The sequence below is a fragment of the Pseudomonas laurentiana genome, assembly GCF_014648275.1.
In the GTDB taxonomy this organism is placed as follows: domain Bacteria; phylum Pseudomonadota; class Gammaproteobacteria; order Pseudomonadales; family Pseudomonadaceae; genus Aquipseudomonas; species Aquipseudomonas laurentiana.
In genome coordinates this window covers 63371-81152 of sequence record NZ_BMQU01000020.1, presented here as the reverse complement: position 1 = coordinate 81152, position 17782 = coordinate 63371, and the positions used below count along the sequence as shown (strand labels likewise).

At 59.0% G+C, this 17782-nt stretch carries 16 protein-coding genes and 1 pseudogene; 5 read left to right on the top strand and 12 right to left on the bottom strand.

The window, feature by feature from the left end; genetic code table 11:
* Positions 1–323 precede the first annotated feature (323 nt).
* Both IE038_RS19230 and IE038_RS19225 read right to left on the bottom strand, forming a co-directional pair.
* Positions 324–1721, bottom strand: coding sequence for a hypothetical protein (locus IE038_RS19230; protein WP_224765890.1), 1398 nt, complete (start codon positions 1719–1721; stop codon positions 324–326).
* Positions 1722–1802: 81 nt separating this feature from the next.
* On the bottom strand, positions 1803–2204 hold the full coding sequence (locus IE038_RS19225) for a hypothetical protein (protein ID WP_012269857.1): 402 nt from the start codon (positions 2202–2204) through the stop codon (positions 1803–1805).
* A gap of 680 nt (positions 2205–2884) precedes the next feature.
* On the opposite strand from IE038_RS19225, the pseudogene IE038_RS19220 reads away from it, so the two are divergent.
* Positions 2885–3040, top strand: a pseudogene (locus IE038_RS19220) (GNAT family N-acetyltransferase); the annotation flags it as partial.
* A 45-nt stretch (positions 3041–3085) separates the two neighbouring features.
* Here IE038_RS19220 and IE038_RS19215 read toward each other — a convergent pair.
* From IE038_RS19215 to tkt, 9 genes are all read right to left on the bottom strand, one after another.
* The gene (locus IE038_RS19215; RefSeq protein WP_163936670.1) at positions 3086–3382 is read right to left on the bottom strand and encodes a winged helix-turn-helix domain-containing protein; all 297 of its coding nucleotides are present in this window, start codon (positions 3380–3382) and stop codon (positions 3086–3088) included.
* A 17-nt stretch (positions 3383–3399) separates the two neighbouring features.
* On the bottom strand, positions 3400–3900 hold the full coding sequence (locus IE038_RS19210) for a YgjP-like metallopeptidase domain-containing protein (RefSeq protein ID WP_163936672.1): 501 nt from the start codon (positions 3898–3900) through the stop codon (positions 3400–3402).
* A 38-nt stretch (positions 3901–3938) separates the two neighbouring features.
* Positions 3939–6059, bottom strand: a complete 2121-nt coding sequence (locus IE038_RS19205; protein ID WP_163936674.1) for a putative bifunctional diguanylate cyclase/phosphodiesterase — start codon at positions 6057–6059, stop codon at positions 3939–3941.
* A 214-nt stretch (positions 6060–6273) separates the two neighbouring features.
* Complete coding sequence (gene fba / locus IE038_RS19200; protein WP_163936676.1) at positions 6274–7338, bottom strand: class II fructose-bisphosphate aldolase; 1065 nt, start codon at positions 7336–7338, stop codon at positions 6274–6276.
* Between the two features lie 100 nt (positions 7339–7438).
* Positions 7439–7759: an MliC family protein gene (locus IE038_RS19195; protein WP_163936678.1), complete on the bottom strand. Its 321-nt coding sequence runs from the start codon at positions 7757–7759 to the stop codon at positions 7439–7441.
* 49 nt (positions 7760–7808) lie between these two features.
* A complete protein-coding gene (locus IE038_RS19190; RefSeq protein ID WP_163936680.1) occupies positions 7809–8027 on the bottom strand; it encodes a hypothetical protein in 219 nt (72 codons plus the stop codon).
* Between the two features lie 32 nt (positions 8028–8059).
* Positions 8060–9223 (bottom strand): phosphoglycerate kinase, encoded by a 1164-nt coding sequence (locus tag IE038_RS19185; RefSeq protein WP_189396124.1) that lies wholly within the window; start codon positions 9221–9223, stop codon positions 8060–8062.
* A gap of 12 nt (positions 9224–9235) precedes the next feature.
* A complete protein-coding gene (gene epd / locus IE038_RS19180) occupies positions 9236–10303 on the bottom strand; it encodes an erythrose-4-phosphate dehydrogenase (protein ID WP_189396123.1) in 1068 nt (355 codons plus the stop codon).
* Positions 10304–10459: 156 nt separating this feature from the next.
* A complete protein-coding gene (tkt, locus tag IE038_RS19175; protein WP_163939501.1) occupies positions 10460–12457 on the bottom strand; it encodes a transketolase in 1998 nt (665 codons plus the stop codon).
* A gap of 259 nt (positions 12458–12716) precedes the next feature.
* On the opposite strand from tkt, the gene IE038_RS19170 reads away from it, so the two are divergent.
* From IE038_RS19170 to IE038_RS19155, 4 genes are all read left to right on the top strand, one after another.
* Positions 12717–13712, top strand: a complete 996-nt coding sequence (locus tag IE038_RS19170; RefSeq protein ID WP_163939499.1) for an ArsR/SmtB family transcription factor — start codon at positions 12717–12719, stop codon at positions 13710–13712.
* A gap of 20 nt (positions 13713–13732) precedes the next feature.
* Positions 13733–14923 carry a methionine adenosyltransferase gene (gene metK, locus IE038_RS19165; protein ID WP_065760279.1) on the top strand — a complete coding sequence of 397 codons (1191 nt, stop codon included), beginning with the start codon at positions 13733–13735 and terminating at the stop codon, positions 14921–14923.
* 150 nt (positions 14924–15073) lie between these two features.
* Entirely contained in the window at positions 15074–16750 is a 1677-nt protein-coding gene (gene ligB / locus IE038_RS19160; RefSeq protein WP_189396122.1) for an NAD-dependent DNA ligase LigB, read from the top strand.
* A gap of 58 nt (positions 16751–16808) precedes the next feature.
* The gene (locus IE038_RS19155; protein ID WP_163939497.1) at positions 16809–17204 is read left to right on the top strand and encodes a DUF1090 domain-containing protein; all 396 of its coding nucleotides are present in this window, start codon (positions 16809–16811) and stop codon (positions 17202–17204) included.
* A gap of 67 nt (positions 17205–17271) precedes the next feature.
* Here IE038_RS19155 and IE038_RS19150 read toward each other — a convergent pair whose 3' ends face one another.
* A complete protein-coding gene (locus tag IE038_RS19150; RefSeq protein WP_163939495.1) occupies positions 17272–17721 on the bottom strand; it encodes a c-type cytochrome in 450 nt (149 codons plus the stop codon).
* Positions 17722–17782: the final 61 nt, after the last annotated feature.

The following is a 17782-nucleotide window of genomic DNA, read 5'->3' as shown; positions in this document are numbered from 1 at the left end:
CAACCGTTCGATTCCTGTGAGGCGGGTATTTCACCAAATCTCGAAGCCTTTTTCAGAGTTTCCTTAAGCGGGGCCATCATTATCACTGCGTGAATCTTGTTTCCAAAGTATCGTTTTAGTCCTTGGATCGACATTTTTCTTCCTATGCTCTCGGGTATGACGCTGTTGTAGCGTTGTATGACGGTCATGCTTTTACCCGAAGAGAGGTGACGCTTCAACGGTCCTGAATTGCGCAGGGGATCTCATGTCCTTCCCCTGGCTGGGTAGCTTGCTGAGAAATTCTCATCTACCTGCGTGGCAACGATGCGGCCACCCCGCCGCCGTCAGAGCTCTGGAGGACTGGCTGCTGTCAGCAACTCATCGAGTGACGGAACCTTAGCGTTTGCACTGAGGACGAGTGTTCTGGATCGGAGTATGGATACATCAAAGAAAGATTCGCACTCGACTCTTCCGTTTACTTCTCTCCAGTGGGTGACTTCTGGTATCAACTCATTAGGCACCGGGTATAGTGCCATAGGGTTATGGAATACCTCCACTTCAGCAGACCACGGCTCGTAGCCATATTGCGGCCAGAGCTGACCGTAGTCGCTGGACGCTACATCCAACAGAAATGGGATACCTCGTGATGCTCCCGGAGAACGGTCGAAAAACTCACCAAACCGCAAGTATCGGTACCCGTCTAGATGAGCTCCACCTGAGATCGGCACTCGGCTGAGCTTTGGCACTGTGCAGGCATTGGTGAAAATGACCGCTGAAAGATGGGCATTTTCCATTAGCGTAAATAGGCCGTTGGGGCGCCCTGATAGCAGAGATGTCTCTTCCTCCACAGTTATCAGGTGCGTACCACGATGCGCAGATGAGTGAACTGCAAAGCCATAGAGATAGCTGATGAGCGACTCCCTGCTCCACAGCATTGAACTGGGCGCATGGAAATCGGCTAAGGCCAGAATGAGCGGCTTACCCTCCACGTGCGGTAGGGATTCGTAACGCTTGTCCAATTTGTTTTGGATGGTCCTCGCAAACCTTTCTGCAGCCGCTCCTAAGAAACGCTCATGTCGGTCAGCGGGTGGGGGGACCGGCGAGGCGCCAAAATGCTCATACCGCTCTTCCGGGTTGGCTGTCACTGCTTCAACCCAGGCCTCATCTCCCAGCCTATTCTCGATGTGAAAATCGGGTGATTCTTTAGGCTGGGTGACCAAGAGTCCCTGTTCACGAAAAATCGCTAATAGGTGGGCTTCCCAGAGGCGAGTGTGAAAATTCTCAGTCTGGCAATCGGGAACCCAATTTCTGTCTGGGGATGGCAGTGCGAGATACAGTTGATTCAGCGCCCACGCCCCAATACGGCGGCTTGGATCAAATAGTGATTTGAACACCACGCTTGGTGTGCGCTTACCCATTCTGCTTAGAGGAGCACGTCGTCGTTCACCTGAAGGGAGTGGAAGCGGATGGGCTTGGGTATAGAGAAAATGGCTGATTGAGGCGCGGGCTTCAGACTCGCCAGTGGTGCGCTCACTATGGCTGAGGAGCACCCACACGCTATCGACACGACGCCGCAAGGTGACAATTCCGAAGCTGCCGGAATGGATATTTCGGGTTAGAGCGGCACAAGAAATTCCGTCCTCACTAAGCCATGCCCCTACTGGCGGGCTGTCCCCAAACCCCAACCCTCGTGGAAGCGACAAAGCGATTAGATCGAACATCGGCGCAGCAATTTCTTTCATTCGCTGATCTCGGCAGCCGTCAAAATGCATTCCATCAATGCCTCGGAGCGTGCCCGCCGGCGATGGCATCGGTGGAGGTACCTATTGAAGAAGGGGGCCTTGTTCCACCAGGACATCTCGGTTGGTGAAGATGGTCTCAATGGTTGCAGCCTCGGCAGCCACATGAGTCTTTCGCGTGATCTCTTCAAGGGCCAGTTCGAGCCGGTAGTCTTGGAAATACTCGTACAGCTTTTCAGAGCTCTCGGATATCTCCTCCCCACCATTCTTCGCGAACAAGATGTGGATGATCGCTGCGAGTGGGAGAGAGATGTCGAGATCCTTCTCTTCTGCATCTGAATCCGAGTTCAAACCGTCGAAATACCTCTCCAGATGACTCTGGAGCTCCTCAAGCCAGAACTGAGATAGGTTGCTTGGAAGGGAGCTTTCAGGCCCGGTCAGAAGGACTTCATCTCTGAATAGAGCCAGCAGATTGGGGTTTGCCATGGAGGACCTCACGATTAGATTTGAGAGCAACTGGTCAGCATAGTCCACCTCAAGATGACCACCTCCTTGACGCCCATCCTGGTGCTCCTGAGCATCAGACGAGTGAATCGCCCCGAAACCTGTAGATACAAAATGACCGCTTCTCGCCGTTAGCTGCCTTTCTTGAAGGACAGCTTTGGGTCGATAGCGGCCTTCGTGGAGGTTGGTGTCTACGGGGTCGGTTTAGTCAATCTGAATCTCCGGTTTCACCTCCGTGAGGCCGGCCATCGTCATGCATCAGATCTTGATTGACACGCGTGCCGCTTTGGATAGCCTTGCAATTGAGGGCTGCAACTGCGCATTTGTCGGGCCTGGGTACCAGCATGAGCCCCCCGCAATTTTGGCAGCAGAGGAAGCTGGTTCCTCTGAAGTAGTGACGGCGGGCATTGCCAGTCGGATTCTGAACCCAAGGTCGCCAGACTAGGAGCTAAAGGATCGCTGCGACTACTCCTCATCCCTTACCGAAAAGTCACGCGTCGGTCGTAAACGGCCCTTTCCAGGCCAATCAACTTTTGTGATTGGTGAGTAGGGATTTCTCGGCTTTTCTGTGAAAAGCACCCCTTCATTTCACAAAAAAAATGGCGAAGATTCCAATTTCACGGGGTCTGGCCTATCACCTATTTTGTGAACCTACAATGGAGCAAGGCCTGAAGCACGCCGAGCAGCTCTGGCCCGAAGTCCCGGTGTACCTGTCAGCGCAAGCGCATCTGCAGGATTACTACGCTCGCCATGGCTTCAAGGTCGCAGGTGAAGCCTATCTGGAAGACGGTATTGCGCATATCGGCATGCGCCGTTAGCAACTGACCACAATGGCCTATGACACCGTCGTTCACGCAACAGCATCAGGGGTAACCCAACACCTCGCGGATGTGCCCCAGGTGCTGAAGCACCCACTGTGGGTCAATCGCCCCCCAGTCGCGAATCCGGTAATGCCCTGCGTGATTACGTGCTCCGGCTTGTTGCTCGAACTCGCAGAGAATGTCCAGGTCGGCCAAAGCGGCAATCGTGTCCTGGGCTGTACGCCGCGGCATGCCGGTAGCCTCCATCAGCGCGGGAACGCTACTGGCGGTCTGGCTGTCGATCAGCCAGGCAACGTAAAGGCGGCGGTAAAAGCTGGTCTTGGTCTTGCTCACATCCATTGGCAAATCCTTGTCGATCAGTCCTGGGCAGGCAACTCCCGCCAGGTCAGGTAAACACGCAAGTCGAACTCCAACTGATGGTAGCCCGGCTGCATGTACTCACAGAGCTGATAGAAGGCCTTGTTGTGCTCGGCCTCCTTGAAGTGCGCCAGTTCATGCACCACGATCATGCGCAGAAACTGCGGAGCCGCCTCCTTGAACAACGAGGCAATACGTATCTCTTTCTTTGCCTTGAGCTTGCCACCTTGCACCCGCGACACCGCCGTATGCAGACCCAGCGCCCGGTGGGTCAGGTCCAGCCGGTTATCGAACAGAACCTTGTCCAGGTTCGGCGCATTGCGCAGGTACTCCTGCCTGATGGCCTGGGTATAGGCATACAACGCCTTATCACTCTGCACCTGATGCCGTTCGCTATACCGCTGCGCCAGATAATCACCCAGGCGGTTGCTGGCGATCATCTGGCGCACCTGATCTTGCAGGTTGGCTGGGTAGGCTTGCAGGTACTTGAGAACAGTCATGGCAAACAGCTGGATAGATAAAGACGCAGTGTAACCAACTACAGGCGTTTCCAGTCAAAAAACGCCGGGAAAGCCCCCGCATCTTCGGTCATCAGAGGTCGCGCCACCAAGAAACCCTGCACGTACTCACAACCATTGGCCTGCAGCCAATCAGCCTGAGCGCGGGACTCGACACCCTCGGCAATCACGCTGATTCCATACTGCCGACACAACTCGATGACCGTGCGAACCAGTCCTGCATCCATCGTCGACTCAGGCAACCTGGCGACCAGATGACGATCGAGTTTAAGGGTATCTATCGGTAAATCGCGCAGCATGCGCAACGAACAGTCGCCAGCGCCAAAGTCGTCCAGCGCTACCCGCACACCTAAATGCCGCAAGCGGTGCAACTGCTTGAGCGCGATATCGTTACTGAAGTTCAGTGAGGTTTCAGCGACCTCTACCTCCAACTGCGCGGGGATCAGCCCATGGCCCTGAATGACCCGCCCAAGCTCGTCGGCCAGGTTCGGCATCGAAAACTGGGCACGACTCAGGCTGATACTCAACACGACCTCAGGCGCAAAAATATCCCCCCAGGCCTTTCGTTGCGCAGCACCCTGCTGATAGATCCAACTGGCCAGCCGGGTAATCAGCCGCGCCTCCTCCAGCAAGGGAATGAACAACCCGGGCGGCACATCACCCACACTTGGATGCTGCCAACGCAGCAATGCCTCAAAACCGCGCAGGCGACCGTCGGCAAATGCAACCTGTGGTTGATAGACCAGCGTGAAGTCTCGGTTCTCGATGGCGTCACGCACGCTGTCTTCGAGCATCAGGCGTGAACGTGCGCGGCCATTGAGCTCCTGGTCGTAATAGCGGTACTGCTGACGACCTGCCTGCTTGGCAGCGTACATTGCAGCGTCAGCAGCACGCAGCAACTCGGAAAGGCTGGCATCACAGTCGGGACACGTTGCAATGCCGATGCTGACACCCAAGGTGACTTCCATGCCATCGATCAGCTGGCAGATCGACATCCGCTCGATCAGTTTTTCGGCAAAGCGAGCGGCCTGCTCCGGGTACTCCAACGCATCCAGCAGGGCTGTAAATTCATCGCCCCCCATGCGCCCCAGGATCGCATGCGCCCCCAGGCAATCCTTCAATTGCTCGGCCACCCAGTGCAACACTCGGTCGCCGGCGTCATGCCCTAGCGTATCGTTGACACGTTTGAAGCCATCCAGATCCAGGTACATCAAGGCCTGAGCTTTTTGGGAATGCTCACTGCGCAGCAACACGCTTTCTGCTGCCTGACAGAACCCGCGGCGGTTAAGCAGGCCGGTCAGCGGATCAGTAATCGCCTGATACTCAAGCTGCTGGTGCAGGCTGCGCACCACCGACATGTCCAGCACCGTAACAACCATCGCCTGCTGCTCGCCGGGCAGTGGGGCACAGGACAATGCCGCTGGCAGCAACTGACCGCGCTCGGTACGTAGCACGGCATCATGCAGTCGGTAGATTTCACGGCTCAGGTAAGCCTGATAGAACGCGGAGTCGCGCCAGGCCGGCACCTCTGGTGCCTGTAGAAACGTCAGCAAACCCGCACCCTGCAAGCGCTCAACCGGTGTTTCAAGCAAGCGCGAAATCGCCGGATTGGCAAACTCGATGACGCCATTTTCGGCCACCACCAAAATGCCTTCAGCGGCATTTTCAAGCACCGAAGCATTGAAGGCACGTGCCGCTTCCAGATCACGACTCAGGCGTTGCAGCTCACGGCGATTGCGCTGCTGCTCAAGCAGGGCCTGCACCTTGGGCTTGAGTATTTGCGGGTCAAAAGGCTTGAACAGGTAATCGACCGCCCCGTTGGCATAGCCCTTGAGCACAGCCGCCTGGGACTGCTCGTTGGCCGTCAGGAATATAATCGGGGTCATGCGTGTACGCTGGCTGCCACGCATCAGGCGAGCCACTTCGAATCCATCCATCTCCGGCATTTGCACATCAAGCAGTACGAGGTCCACTTCATGCTCGAGCAGCGCGCTCAGCGCTTCTCTCCCGGAGCTTGCCGTCAGTACCTGCCAGTCTTGCCGAGCCAACAGCGCCCGCATGCTGATCAGGTTTTCAGGGTAATCATCAACGACCAGCAACACCGAGTTGCCGTTCTGATGCTGAGTATGCGCGCAATCCATGCTGCTTCTCTTATGAGACCGAACTCTACTTCGGCTGAAATCTGAACCTAACTCTAGTCGTGGCAGCAACAAATCTGAAGCCGGCACCTTGTTATCACGTAATGAAACGGGCGCTCACCGACTAACGGTCTGTCCGAACGGGCCAACACGCTCCTGTGCTTGGCTCGCAAAAACGAAAAACCCGCATCGCTGCGGGTTTTCCGGGTTACCAGGCTTAGTTGACCTTGGCGGCCAGCTCACCTTTGGCGTAACGCTGGTACATGCCTTCCAGGGAGATCGGCTTGATCTTCGAGGCATTGCCGGCGGTACCGAAGGCTTCGTAACGGGCGATGCAGACATCACGCATGGCCTTGACGGTTTCAGCGAAGAACTTGCGAGGGTCGAACTCGCTTGGGTTCATCGCCATGTGACGGCGCATGGCACCGGTGGAAGCCAGACGCAAGTCGGTATCGATGTTGACCTTGCGCACGCCGTACTTGATGCCTTCGACGATTTCTTCAACCGGCACGCCGTAGGTCTCTTTGATCTCGCCGCCGTACTGGTTGATGATCGCCAGCCACTCTTGCGGAACCGAAGAGGAACCGTGCATCACCAGGTGAGTGTTAGGAATACGCTTGTGGATTTCCTTGATGCGCTCGATTGCCAGGATGTCACCGGTGGGTGGCTTGGTGAACTTGTAGGCGCCGTGGCTGGTGCCAATAGCAATGGCCAGTGCATCGACCTGCGTCTTCTTGACGAAATCGGCCGCTTCTTCCGGATCGGTCAGCATCTGGCTGTGATCCAGCACGCCTTCTGCACCGACGCCGTCTTCTTCACCGGCCATACCGGTTTCCAGCGAGCCGAGGCAGCCCAACTCACCTTCCACGGAAACGCCACAGGCGTGAGCCAAGGCCACGGTCTGCTGGGTAACGCGAACGTTGTACTCGTAGTCGGTTGGCGTCTTGCCGTCTTCACCCAGCGAGCCGTCCATCATGACCGAACTGAAACCCAGCTGAATCGAACGCTGGCAGACATCCGGGCTGGTGCCGTGGTCCTGGTGCATGCACACCGGAATGTGCGGGAATTCTTCGATCGCGGCCAGGATCAGGTGACGCAGGAACGGAGCACCAGCGTACTTACGGGCACCGGCCGAAGCCTGGACGATCACCGGGGAGTCGGTCTTGTCGGCCGCTTCCATGATGGCGCGCATTTGCTCAAGGTTGTTGACGTTGAAAGCTGGAACGCCGTAGCCAAATTCAGCGGCGTGGTCCAGCATCTGGCGCATGCTAATGAGTGCCATGTTATGTGTCTCTCCCGACGAGGGTCGTTAATCGTGCAAGCCTGCCGTAGCGGCGGCCGCTATTCAAGTAGTGTGGACCAGCGCAAGCTGGCCCGGCCAGTCACGGTGCCTTACAGCCCCGCCCTATCAAATCGTTGGTTGCAACCCAGTACACCAGGCCTTCGTTACCCTGGGTGTGGAAGGCCAATACACCATCGCTGTACAACGCTCCGGAAGCCCCCGGCTCAGGCTTGAGCCGATAGACACGGTCACCGCCGCCCAATCGAACATCCATGGACTGCTGGTGGCTATCGGCAAAGCGCCAGAACACTTCCGCCTGACTGTCGCACACCCAGCGCGTCCAGTTACCCGCAACAGGCTGCGGATGACTCACGCAGCCTGCCAGTGTCGCCAGGCCCATCAGGGCCAGAACGCCTTTCATCAAATGTCCTCTAAGACCACAATACGCTCAGCAGGTTGCATTGAATCGCTCAAGGGCAACCGCGCGCCTGACGCTGATGCTCGTCGTCATATTTTTCCAGGCCATCCGGGCCAAGCCGCTTGCTGATGACCGGCGCGGTTTCGGCCTGCCATTCAGACTGGTAGCACCCGCCCTTCAAAGCACTGGCCTGATCCGCCTCAGGCGCTGCGGTACTGGAGCATCCGCTCAGCACAGCAGCGAGGGTCATCACAGGCAATAGCTTGACCATCAGGTTGCTCCCTTTGCCAGGCACTGCGCGATTCAGGCCTTGGCCCGCTGTTCCAGCATATCGACCGCCGGCAGGACTTTACCCTCGACGAACTCGAGGAAGGCACCACCACCGGTAGAAATGTAGGAGATATCGGCACCGACGCCATACTTGTCGATCGCTGCCAGGGTGTCGCCACCACCGGCGATGGAGAATGCTGCGCTCTGCGCAATGGCGTGCGCCAGCACCTTGGTACCGTTACCGAACTGGTCGAACTCGAAGACACCCACCGGACCGTTCCAGAGAATGGTCTTGGACGACTTCAGCAGCTCGGCGAAGTGCTCGGCGGTCTTCGGCCCGATGTCGAGGATCATGTCGTCATCGGCAACGTCAGCAACAGCCTTGACGGTTGCAGCGGCACTTTCCGCGAACGCCTTGGCCACCACCACATCCACCGGCAGCGGTACGCTCACCTTGGCAGCAATGGCTTTGGCGGTTTCAACCAGATCAGGCTCGTACAGCGACTTGCCGACGTTGTAGCCTGCTGCCGCCAGGAAGGTATTGGCGATGCCGCCACCGACGATCAGTTGGTCACAGATCTGGCTCAGGCTGTTCAATACGTCCAGCTTGGTGGAGACCTTGGAGCCGGCAACGATGGCCGCCATTGGCTTGGCCGGGGCACCCAGTGCCTTGCCCAGCGCATCCAGCTCAGCAGCCAGCAAGGGGCCCGCCGCAGCGACCTTGGCGAACTTGGCAACGCCGTGGGTCGAACCCTCGGCGCGGTGGGCGGTACCGAAGGCATCCATGACGAAGACGTCGCACAGGGCGGCGTACTTCTGGGCCAGCTCATCGGCGTTCTTTTTCTCGCCTTTGTTGAAGCGCACGTTCTCGAACAGCACGACATCACCGGCCTTGACCTCAACGCCGTCGAGGTAATCGGCAATCAGCGGCACATCACGACCCAGCGCCCTGCTCAAGTAGTCGGCAACCGGCTTGAGGCTGTTCTCAGCGGAGAACTCACCCTCGCTCGGACGGCCAAGGTGAGAGCAAACCATCACGGCCGCACCCTTTTCCAAGGCCAGCTTGATGGTCGGCAGCGAAGCAAGGATACGCGCATCGCTGGCAACCACACCGTCCTTGACAGGAACGTTGAGGTCTTCGCGGATCAGTACGCGCTTACCGTGCAGATCGAGGTCGGTCATCTTCAAAACGGTCATGAATGCAGTCCTTCAGGGCTGTTTACGAGTGGTGCAAGTAGGGTCGGCGACACGCAGGTAATGACCGGCGACGTCGAGCATGCGGTTAGCGAACCCCCATTCGTTGTCGAACCAGGCCAGCAGGTTCACCAGCCGGGGGCCGGAAACGCGGGTCTGGCTGGCATCGACAATGGCCGAATGCGGGTCATGGTTAAAGTCGCAGCTGGCATGCGGCAATTCAGTGTAGGCCAGCAGACCGTGCAGCGGGCCACTCAGGGCCGCTTCACGGAGCACCTGGTTGACCTGCGCGGCATCAGTGTCGCGAGAGGTCTGCAGGGTAATATCCAGGCACGAAACGTTCACCGTCGGTACCCGTACCGCTTTGGCCTGGATTCTACCGGCAAGTTCCGGCAACAGGCGCTCGATACCTCGCGCCAGGCCAGTGGAAACCGGAATCACGGACTGGAACGCCGAACGCGTGCGGCGCAGGTCTTCATGGTGATAGGCGTCAATGACCGGCTGATCGTTCATCGCTGAGTGAATGGTCGTGATCGACACATACTCAAGGCCAAAGGCCTCATCCAGTACCCGCAACAACGGTACACCGCAGTTGGTGGTACAGGATGCGTTCGATACCAGACGCTCATGCCCGGTCAGGCAGTCCTGGTTGATGCCATAGACGATGGTGGCGTCGACATCCGACTCGCTCGCCATCGGCTGGGAAAACAGCACACGTGGCGCACCGGCATCAAGAAACCGTTGGCCATCGGCGCGGGTGTTATAGGCACCGGAACACTCCAGCACCAGATCGATATCCAGTGCCGCCCAGTCGATACCTTCCGGGGTCGCACTGCGTAGCACTTTCACGCAGTCGCCGTTGATATGCAGGCAATCGCCGTCGACCTTCACCTCACCGGGGAAACGCCCGTGGGTGGAGTCAAAGCGTGTCAGGTATTCGAGGCTGGCCTGATCGGCCAGGTCGTTCAAGGCAACAATCTCGAAACCGGCCTTCGACCCGCGCTCGAACAAAGCACGCAAGACACAACGACCGATACGGCCATAGCCGTTGAGTGCAACTCTATAAGGGCGCGGTTGGGACATAGAATGCTCACGGAACAGAAGCGTTATTCTGCAGCCTGTGGAGAGTGAGGCGCGCTCAGTCACTGGCACGCCACCGCCCACAGGAATCTGCGCGGTAGCCTGTGGGTGCTGGTTGCCAGCAATGACGCCAACACCAGCCCCCACTGCTCAGCGAGATCAGTCTTCCAGCAGCTCTTCGGCGGTGCCCAGGATGTTCTCCAGGGTGAAACCGAACTCTTCGAACAGGGCTGGCGCAGGCGCCGACTCGCCGAAGGTGGTCATGCCGATGATGCGACCTTCCAGACCCACGTACTTGTACCAGAAGTCCGCGTGAGCAGCTTCGATGGCGATACGTGCACCGACTTCGACCGGCAGTACGGCTTGCTTGTAGCCAGCGTCCTGGGCATCGAACACGGTGGTGCAAGGCATCGATACCACACGGACCTTGCGGCCCTGCTCAGTCAGTTTGTCATAGGCCTGAACAGCCAGACCCACTTCCGAACCGGTGGCGATCAGGATCAGCTCTGGCTCGCCAACGCTGTCCTTGAGGACATAACCACCACGCGCGATGTCAGCCACTTGAGCCGTATCACGAGCCTGGTGCGGCAGGTTCTGACGCGAGAAGATCAGTGCCGACGGGCCGTCATTACGCTCAATGGCGAACTTCCAGGCCACCGCCGACTCGACCGCATCGGCCGGACGCCAGGTGTCCAGGTTCGGTGTGCAGCGCAGGCTGGCCAGTTGCTCGATCGGCTGGTGAGTCGGGCCGTCTTCGCCCAGACCGATGGAGTCGTGGGTGAACACATACAGCACACGCTTCTTCATCAACGCCGACATGCGAACGGCATTGCGGGCGTATTCCATGAAGATCAGGAAGGTTGCGCCGTACGGTACGAAACCACCGTGCAGGGCCACGCCGTTCATGATGGCGCTCATGCCGAACTCACGTACGCCGTAGAACATGTAGTTGCCACTGGCGTCTTCAGCGCTGACACCCTTGCAGCCTTTCCACAGGGTCAGGTTGGAGCCGGCCAGGTCAGCCGAACCGCCAAGGAACTCAGGCAGCAACGGGCCGAAGGCATTCAGTGCGTTCTGGCTGGCCTTGCGGCTGGCGATGGTTTCGCCCTTTGCCGCAACGTCGGCGATGTAGGCAGCGGCCTTTTCCGAGAAATCGGCAGGCAGCTCACCGCTCAGGCGACGCTTCAGTTCGCTGGCCAGCTCAGGGAAGGCTGCGGCGTAGGCGTCAAAGCGTGCGTTCCACTGTGCCTCAACGGCCTTGCCAGCTTCCTTGGCGTCCCACTCGGCATAGATGTCGGCCGGGATCTCGAACGGACCGTGGTTCCAGTTCAGCGCTTTGCGCGCCAGGGCGATTTCGTCGTTACCCAGTGGAGCACCATGGCAGTCTTCCTTGCCCTGCTTGTTCGGCGAACCGAAACCAATGATGGTCTTGCAGCAGATCAGGGTTGGCTGCTCGCTCTTGCGAGCGGTCTCGATGGCGGTCTTAATCTCGTCGGCATCGTGACCGTTGACGTTGCGGATCACCTGCCAGTTGTAGGCTTCGAAACGCTTTGGCGTGTCGTCGGTGAACCAGCCCTCGACTTCACCGTCGATGGAGATACCGTTGTCATCGTAGAAGGCAATCAGCTTACCCAAGCCCAGAGTGCCGGCCAGGGAGGCGACTTCATGGGAAATGCCTTCCATCATGCAGCCATCACCCAGGAACACATAGGTGTGGTGGTCAACGACGTTATGGCCTTCACGGTTGAACTGGGCGCCCAGCACCTTCTCGGCGATGGCAAAGCCCACGGCGTTGGCCAGGCCCTGACCGAGCGGGCCAGTGGTGGTCTCGACACCTGGGGTATACCCATACTCCGGGTGGCCCGGGGTACGGCTGTGCAGCTGACGGAAGTTCTTCAGGTCGTCGATCGACAGGTCGTAGCCGGTCAGGTGCAGCAGCGAGTAAATCAGCATCGAACCGTGGCCGTTGGACAGCACGAAGCGGTCACGGTCGGCAAACGCAGGGTTGCTCGGGTTGTGCTTCAGGTAGTCACGCCAAAGAACTTCGGCGATATCCGCCATGCCCATAGGGGCACCTGGGTGGCCGCTGTTGGCCTTTTGCACGGCATCCATGCTGAGGGCACGAATGGCGTTGGCACGCTCACGACGGCTGGGCATCGCTTATCTCCTGGGGCTTGAATAAGTAACGGGACAGAAAAAGGCGGCCATTTTCGCCCAGTCACAGGCTCGGGGGCAATGACGGATGGTCGCTGTCGGGTGATTTTCCTGTGATTGGGGCAGGTTTTGGCGAATCGCCCGACAAAACAGCCGGATTTGTCGCGAGACACGCCTTTGCACAGCCCACTCATCGTGCAATATCAAAACTTTTTGATATTGCACTTGCGACGAGTGAGGTCGCTGACTAGACTGCCGCCCCATGAACCTACGCGTGCCGTCAATCCGCCATGAGCAAAGCGACGAACTGGCGGCCCTGTGCAAGGCCGGCGGCGACCCGCTGCGACTGAATGTGTTGCGTGCGCTGGCCAACGATTCATTTGGCGTACTGGAACTGGCACAGATCTTCGCGATCGGTCAGTCCGGCATGAGCCATCACTTGAAGGTATTGGCCCAAGCTGCTCTGGTCGCCACGCGCCGTGAAGGCAACGCCATTTTCTACCGCCGAGCCCTGCCCGACAGCCTTCACTTGGGGGGCAAACTGCATGTTGCGTTGCTGGAGGAAGTGGACAGCCTGTCCTTGCCGGCCGAGGTGCAGGCACGGATGGCGCAAGTGCAGCAACGCCGCGCCGCCACCAGCCAGGATTTTTTCCAGCGCGTAGAAGAAAAGTTTCGTGCCCAGCAGGACCTTATTGCCGGCCTCGCACAGTACCGCGAAAGCCTGCTGACCCTGCTCGACAAGCTAAGCTTCGAACCCGGCGCCAGCGCGCTGGAAGTCGGCCCGGGCGACGGCGAGTTCCTACCCGAACTGGCCAAGCGTTTCGAGCGGGTAACCGCCTTGGACAACAGCCCGACCATGCTTGAACTGGCGCGCCAGGTTTGCCAGCGTGAACGTCTGGCTAACGTAAACCTGCAGTTGGCCGATGCACTCAGTGCAACGGATGTCGACGCCGACTGCGTGGTACTGAATATGGTCTTGCACCACTTCAGTGCCCCGGCCGATGCCCTGCGGCAACTGGCCACCCGTGTCAAACCAGGCGGCAGCCTGTTGGTTACAGAGTTGTGCAGCCACGACCAGAGTTGGGCCAGAGAGGCCTGCGGCGATCTCTGGCTGGGCTTTGAGCAGGACGACCTGGCCCGCTGGGCCAATGCTGCGGGACTGGCTCCCGGGGACAGCCTCTATGTGGGCTTACGTAATGGTTTCCAGATTCAGGTCCGCCATTTTCAGCGACCGACTGGCAACACTCACCATCGGTAAATATTTAGGAACCCGTCGAGATGAGCGAATACTCCCTTTTCACGTCCGAGTCTGTGTCTGAAGGGCATCCGGACAAAATCGCCGACCAGATTTCGGACGCCGTACTGGACGCAATCATCGCCCAGGACAAATACGCCCGTGTCGCTTGTGAAACCATGGTGAAAACCGGCGTAGCGATCATTGCTGGCGAAGTCACCACATCGGCCTGGGTCGACCTCGAAGAAATCGTTCGTAAAGTCATCATCGACATCGGCTACAACAGCTCCGACGTCGGCTTCGACGGTGCCACCTGCGCCGTGATGAACATCATCGGCAAACAGTCCGTGGACATCGCCCAAGGCGTTGACCGCAGCAAGCCGGAAGACCAGGGCGCAGGCGACCAGGGCCTGATGTTCGGCTATGCCAGCAACGAAACCGACGTGCTGATGCCAGCACCGATCTGCTTCTCTCACCGTCTGGTCCAGCGCCAGGCCGAAGCCCGTAAATCCGGCCTGCTGCCATGGCTGCGTCCAGACGCCAAGTCCCAGGTCACCTGCCGTTACGAAGACGGCAAGGTCGTCGGTATCGACGCTGTCGTCCTGTCCACCCAGCACAACCCTGAAGTCTCCCACAAGGACCTGCAGGAAGCTGTGATGGAGCTGATCGTCAAGCACTCCCTGCCTGCCGAACTGCTGCACAAAGGCACCCAGTACCACATCAACCCGACCGGTAGCTTCATCATCGGTGGCCCGGTGGGTGACTGCGGCCTGACCGGTCGCAAGATCATCGTCGACACCTACGGCGGCATGGCCCGTCACGGTGGTGGCGCATTCTCCGGTAAAGACCCATCCAAGGTTGACCGTTCCGCCGCCTACGCCGGCCGCTACGTGGCCAAGAACATCGTCGCCGCCGGTCTGGCTGACCGCTGCGAGATCCAGGTGTCCTACGCGATCGGTGTCGCCCAGCCGACTTCGATCTCGCTGAATACCTTCGGCACCGGCAAAATCAGCGATGACAAGATCATCCAGCTGGTTCGCGAGCATTTCGACCTGCGTCCTTACGCAATCACCACCATGCTCGACCTGCTGCACCCGATGTACCAGGAAACCGCAGCCTACGGCCACTTCGGTCGCACGCCGCAGTTGAAGACTGTCGGCGACGACACCTTCACCACCTTCACCTGGGAACGCACCGACCGCGCCGACGCCCTGCGCGCCGCTGCAGGTCTGTAAGACCCCTGCGTCACCCCAAAGCCCCTGCCGGGTAACCGGCAGGGGCTTTTTTGTGCGCCCCAGATACACATGTACTGACAACTTAAACGGCATCAGCCGCTGCAACTTTTCTAGGCTGTGTGTTCCTACCGCCGAGCAAGGATGCTCGCCATGCCCGCACGACTGTTTTCCCTGCTGTTGATGCTGCTCAGTACCCGCAGCCTCGAGGCCAGCACCTGCCCCGAATGGTCGCAACCCGATGCTCGCCAAGCCATGGAGCAACTGCAACGCCGTATCACCACCTGGGATGAGCAATACCATCGCCAGGGCCAGTCTGAGGTCGCGGACGAACTCTATGACCAGAGCCGCGCACAACTACAGCAATGGCAACGCTGTTTCGACAGTGGCACACCCGCCGCCAACCCCTTGAGCAGCGCAACCGGTCCCGTCGCACACCCCGTCCCTCACACGGGCCTGAACAAACTGCGTGACGAGTCCGCCGTGCGCACCTGGCTAAACGCAAAGGACGATCTATGGGTGCAACCCAAAGTCGATGGCGTCGCCGCCACACTCATCTACCGCAAAGGCCAACTGGTACACATCATCAGTCGTGGCGATGGCACCCATGGGCACGACTGGAGCCGGCACATTCCAGCACTGCCAAACCTCAATCGAACACTGCCGGAGCCCATCGACCTACTAGTGCAAGGCGAGCTTTTCTGGCGACTGGATGATCATGTACAAGCCCGCGCCGGCAGCCTGAACGCGCGAGCCAATGTCGCCGGACGCATGGGCCGCAAGCACCTCAACGACGCGGATGGCGCGCATATCGGGCTGTTCGTCTGGGCCTGGCCAGAGGGCCCGCAAGATCAGGCTTCACGTTTGGCGCGCCTGACCGAACTGGGCTTTCCACTCATCAGCCAGTACAGCCAGCCAATCGCCTCCTTCACTCAAGCCGCACACTGGCGTGAGCACTGGTACCGCACCCCGCTGCCTTTCGCCAGCGATGGCGTGGTGCTGCGCCAAGGCAGCCGCCCGTCGCCCGAACGCTGGCAGGCTCACCCACCCTACTGGTCCGCCGCATGGAAGTACCCACTTGCGCATGCACTGGCCGAGGTGCGCGACGTGCAATTCGGTATCGGCCGGACCGGACGCATCAACCCGATCATCCATGTCGCCCCGGTAAAGCTGGACGACCGAACGGTACGTCAGGTCAGTGTCGGCTCACTGCAACGCTGGCAGCAATTGGACATTCGCCCGGGCGATCAGGTGGCCATCAGCCTGGCTGGCCTGACCATACCGAAGCTCGATGCGGTGATGTATCGCAGCCCCCGACGCGCCCCGCTTGAGGTACCCGAGCCTGCGGCCTACCACCCGCTCAGTTGCTGGCAACCGACGCCAGGCTGCCGGGCACAGTTCCTGGCCAGGTTGAACTGGCTAAGCGGCAAACAGGGGCTGAACCTGACCGGCGTTGGTCAAGGTACCTGGGAAAGGTTGATCGACAGCGGCCATGTTAACCATCTGGTTAGCTGGCTGGCCCTGCAGGACAGTCAACTGCAGCACATCGCAGGGCTCGGTGAGCGCAGCAGCAAACACTTGCAACATAACTTCACGCACGCTCGCCAACAGCCGTTTTCCAGCTGGATCCGGGCCCTGGGCATACCTGCACCTAGCCAGCTCGACCTGGGTGATAACTGGCTGGAGCTAGCCCAACGTGATGCCCTGCGCTGGCAGCAAGAAGCCGGTGTCGGCCCGAGACGGGCAGCCCAATTGAGTGCATTTTTCCAGGCACCTCACGTGCAAATGCTGGCCGATCAACTGCGCCAGCATGCAATCGAGGGTTTCTAAATTTCTCGGTTCAGGGCAGCATCAACGCTTCTGCTGTCCCGCCCCCTATGGAGCCCCTATGAAACTGCTTTCACCTCTTGCCCTGTTCGCGGCCTGCAGCCTCTTGGCCGCACCGCTGCTGGCCGCTGAAGAGCAACCCGGTCTGACAGGTTGCGCAGCCAAACGCCAGGCGATCAGCGAACAGATCGAGCAGGCTCGCGCCCACGGCAACAGCGAACAACAGGCCGGCCTGGAAAAGGCCCTGAGTGAAGTGACGGCCAACTGCACCGACACCAGCCTGCGCAAGGAACGGGAGAAAAAGGTCCTGGACGCGCGACACGAAGTTGCCCAGCGTCAGAACGACCTTGAAAAGGCCATGAAAAAAGGCGACGCGGAGCGCATCAACAAGCGCAAGGACAAACTGGCAGAATCGCGCAAGGAGTTGCAGCGAGCGCTGGATGAACTGGAAAAGTGACCGCCCTGCTGGCGGATGTCACCTGCATCGCTGACAGGTCAGCGATGCAGTGCTTGCGTTCAACTGATCAGTGATTGCGAAACTCGGTATGGCAAGCCTTGCAAGCCTGTTCAACCTTCTGCATCGGCGCTGCCAGCTCCGCAGCTGTCAGTGGCTGATGACGAGTAACCGCAACCAGTTCGCCGGTGGCTGCCTCCATCTGCCGGGCAAGGTCCTGGAAACGCGCCTGCTTTTGCCAAACGTCTTCACGCGCGCTGGAATTCTGCTCCTCGCGCACCTGAGGAAAGTGCTTCCACGGCTCATGCGTCAAGCCATCAAGCTTCAGCGCGCCATCTGCAAATTTCTGGCTGTCGAACGCCAGTCGCCCACGCAACATGCCGCCCAGATCTTCACTGGTCTTGAGCATCTGTTTGAAGATCGCCTTGCGCTGACCCAGCGGCGAATTCGGATCGACACCACCACAAGCAGTCAGGGTCAGGCTGGCCAGCAGTACAACGCAGAGACGTTTGAACATCATGATCGCTTCGGCTCACAAAAAAGGCTGCCAGTATCCTCGCCCGGCCGCCAAAGACCAATAC

What these genes read in the sequence shown, in the direction of transcription:
- IE038_RS19230 (WP_224765890.1), bottom strand. Translation starts at nt 1,721, where the DNA reads ATGAAAGAAATTGCTGCGCCGATGTTCGATCTAATCGCTTTGTCGCTT.
- IE038_RS19225 (WP_012269857.1), bottom strand. Translation starts at nt 2,204, where the DNA reads ATGGCAAACCCCAATCTGCTGGCTCTATTCAGAGATGAAGTCCTTCTG.
- IE038_RS19215 (WP_163936670.1), bottom strand. Translation starts at nt 3,382, where the DNA reads ATGGATGTGAGCAAGACCAAGACCAGCTTTTACCGCCGCCTTTACGTT.
- IE038_RS19210 (WP_163936672.1), bottom strand. Translation starts at nt 3,900, where the DNA reads ATGACTGTTCTCAAGTACCTGCAAGCCTACCCAGCCAACCTGCAAGAT.
- IE038_RS19205 (WP_163936674.1), bottom strand. Translation starts at nt 6,059, where the DNA reads ATGGATTGCGCGCATACTCAGCATCAGAACGGCAACTCGGTGTTGCTG.
- fba (WP_163936676.1), bottom strand. Translation starts at nt 7,338, where the DNA reads ATGGCACTCATTAGCATGCGCCAGATGCTGGACCACGCCGCTGAATTT.
- IE038_RS19195 (WP_163936678.1), bottom strand. Translation starts at nt 7,759, where the DNA reads ATGAAAGGCGTTCTGGCCCTGATGGGCCTGGCGACACTGGCAGGCTGC.
- IE038_RS19190 (WP_163936680.1), bottom strand. Translation starts at nt 8,027, where the DNA reads ATGGTCAAGCTATTGCCTGTGATGACCCTCGCTGCTGTGCTGAGCGGA.
- IE038_RS19185 (WP_189396124.1), bottom strand. Translation starts at nt 9,223, where the DNA reads ATGACCGTTTTGAAGATGACCGACCTCGATCTGCACGGTAAGCGCGTA.
- epd (WP_189396123.1), bottom strand. Translation starts at nt 10,303, where the DNA reads ATGTCCCAACCGCGCCCTTATAGAGTTGCACTCAACGGCTATGGCCGT.
- tkt (WP_163939501.1), bottom strand. Translation starts at nt 12,457, where the DNA reads ATGCCCAGCCGTCGTGAGCGTGCCAACGCCATTCGTGCCCTCAGCATG.
- IE038_RS19170 (WP_163939499.1), top strand. Translation starts at nt 12,717, where the DNA reads ATGAACCTACGCGTGCCGTCAATCCGCCATGAGCAAAGCGACGAACTG.
- metK (WP_065760279.1), top strand. Translation starts at nt 13,733, where the DNA reads ATGAGCGAATACTCCCTTTTCACGTCCGAGTCTGTGTCTGAAGGGCAT.
- ligB (WP_189396122.1), top strand. Translation starts at nt 15,074, where the DNA reads ATGCCCGCACGACTGTTTTCCCTGCTGTTGATGCTGCTCAGTACCCGC.
- IE038_RS19155 (WP_163939497.1), top strand. Translation starts at nt 16,809, where the DNA reads ATGAAACTGCTTTCACCTCTTGCCCTGTTCGCGGCCTGCAGCCTCTTG.
- IE038_RS19150 (WP_163939495.1), bottom strand. Translation starts at nt 17,721, where the DNA reads ATGATGTTCAAACGTCTCTGCGTTGTACTGCTGGCCAGCCTGACCCTG.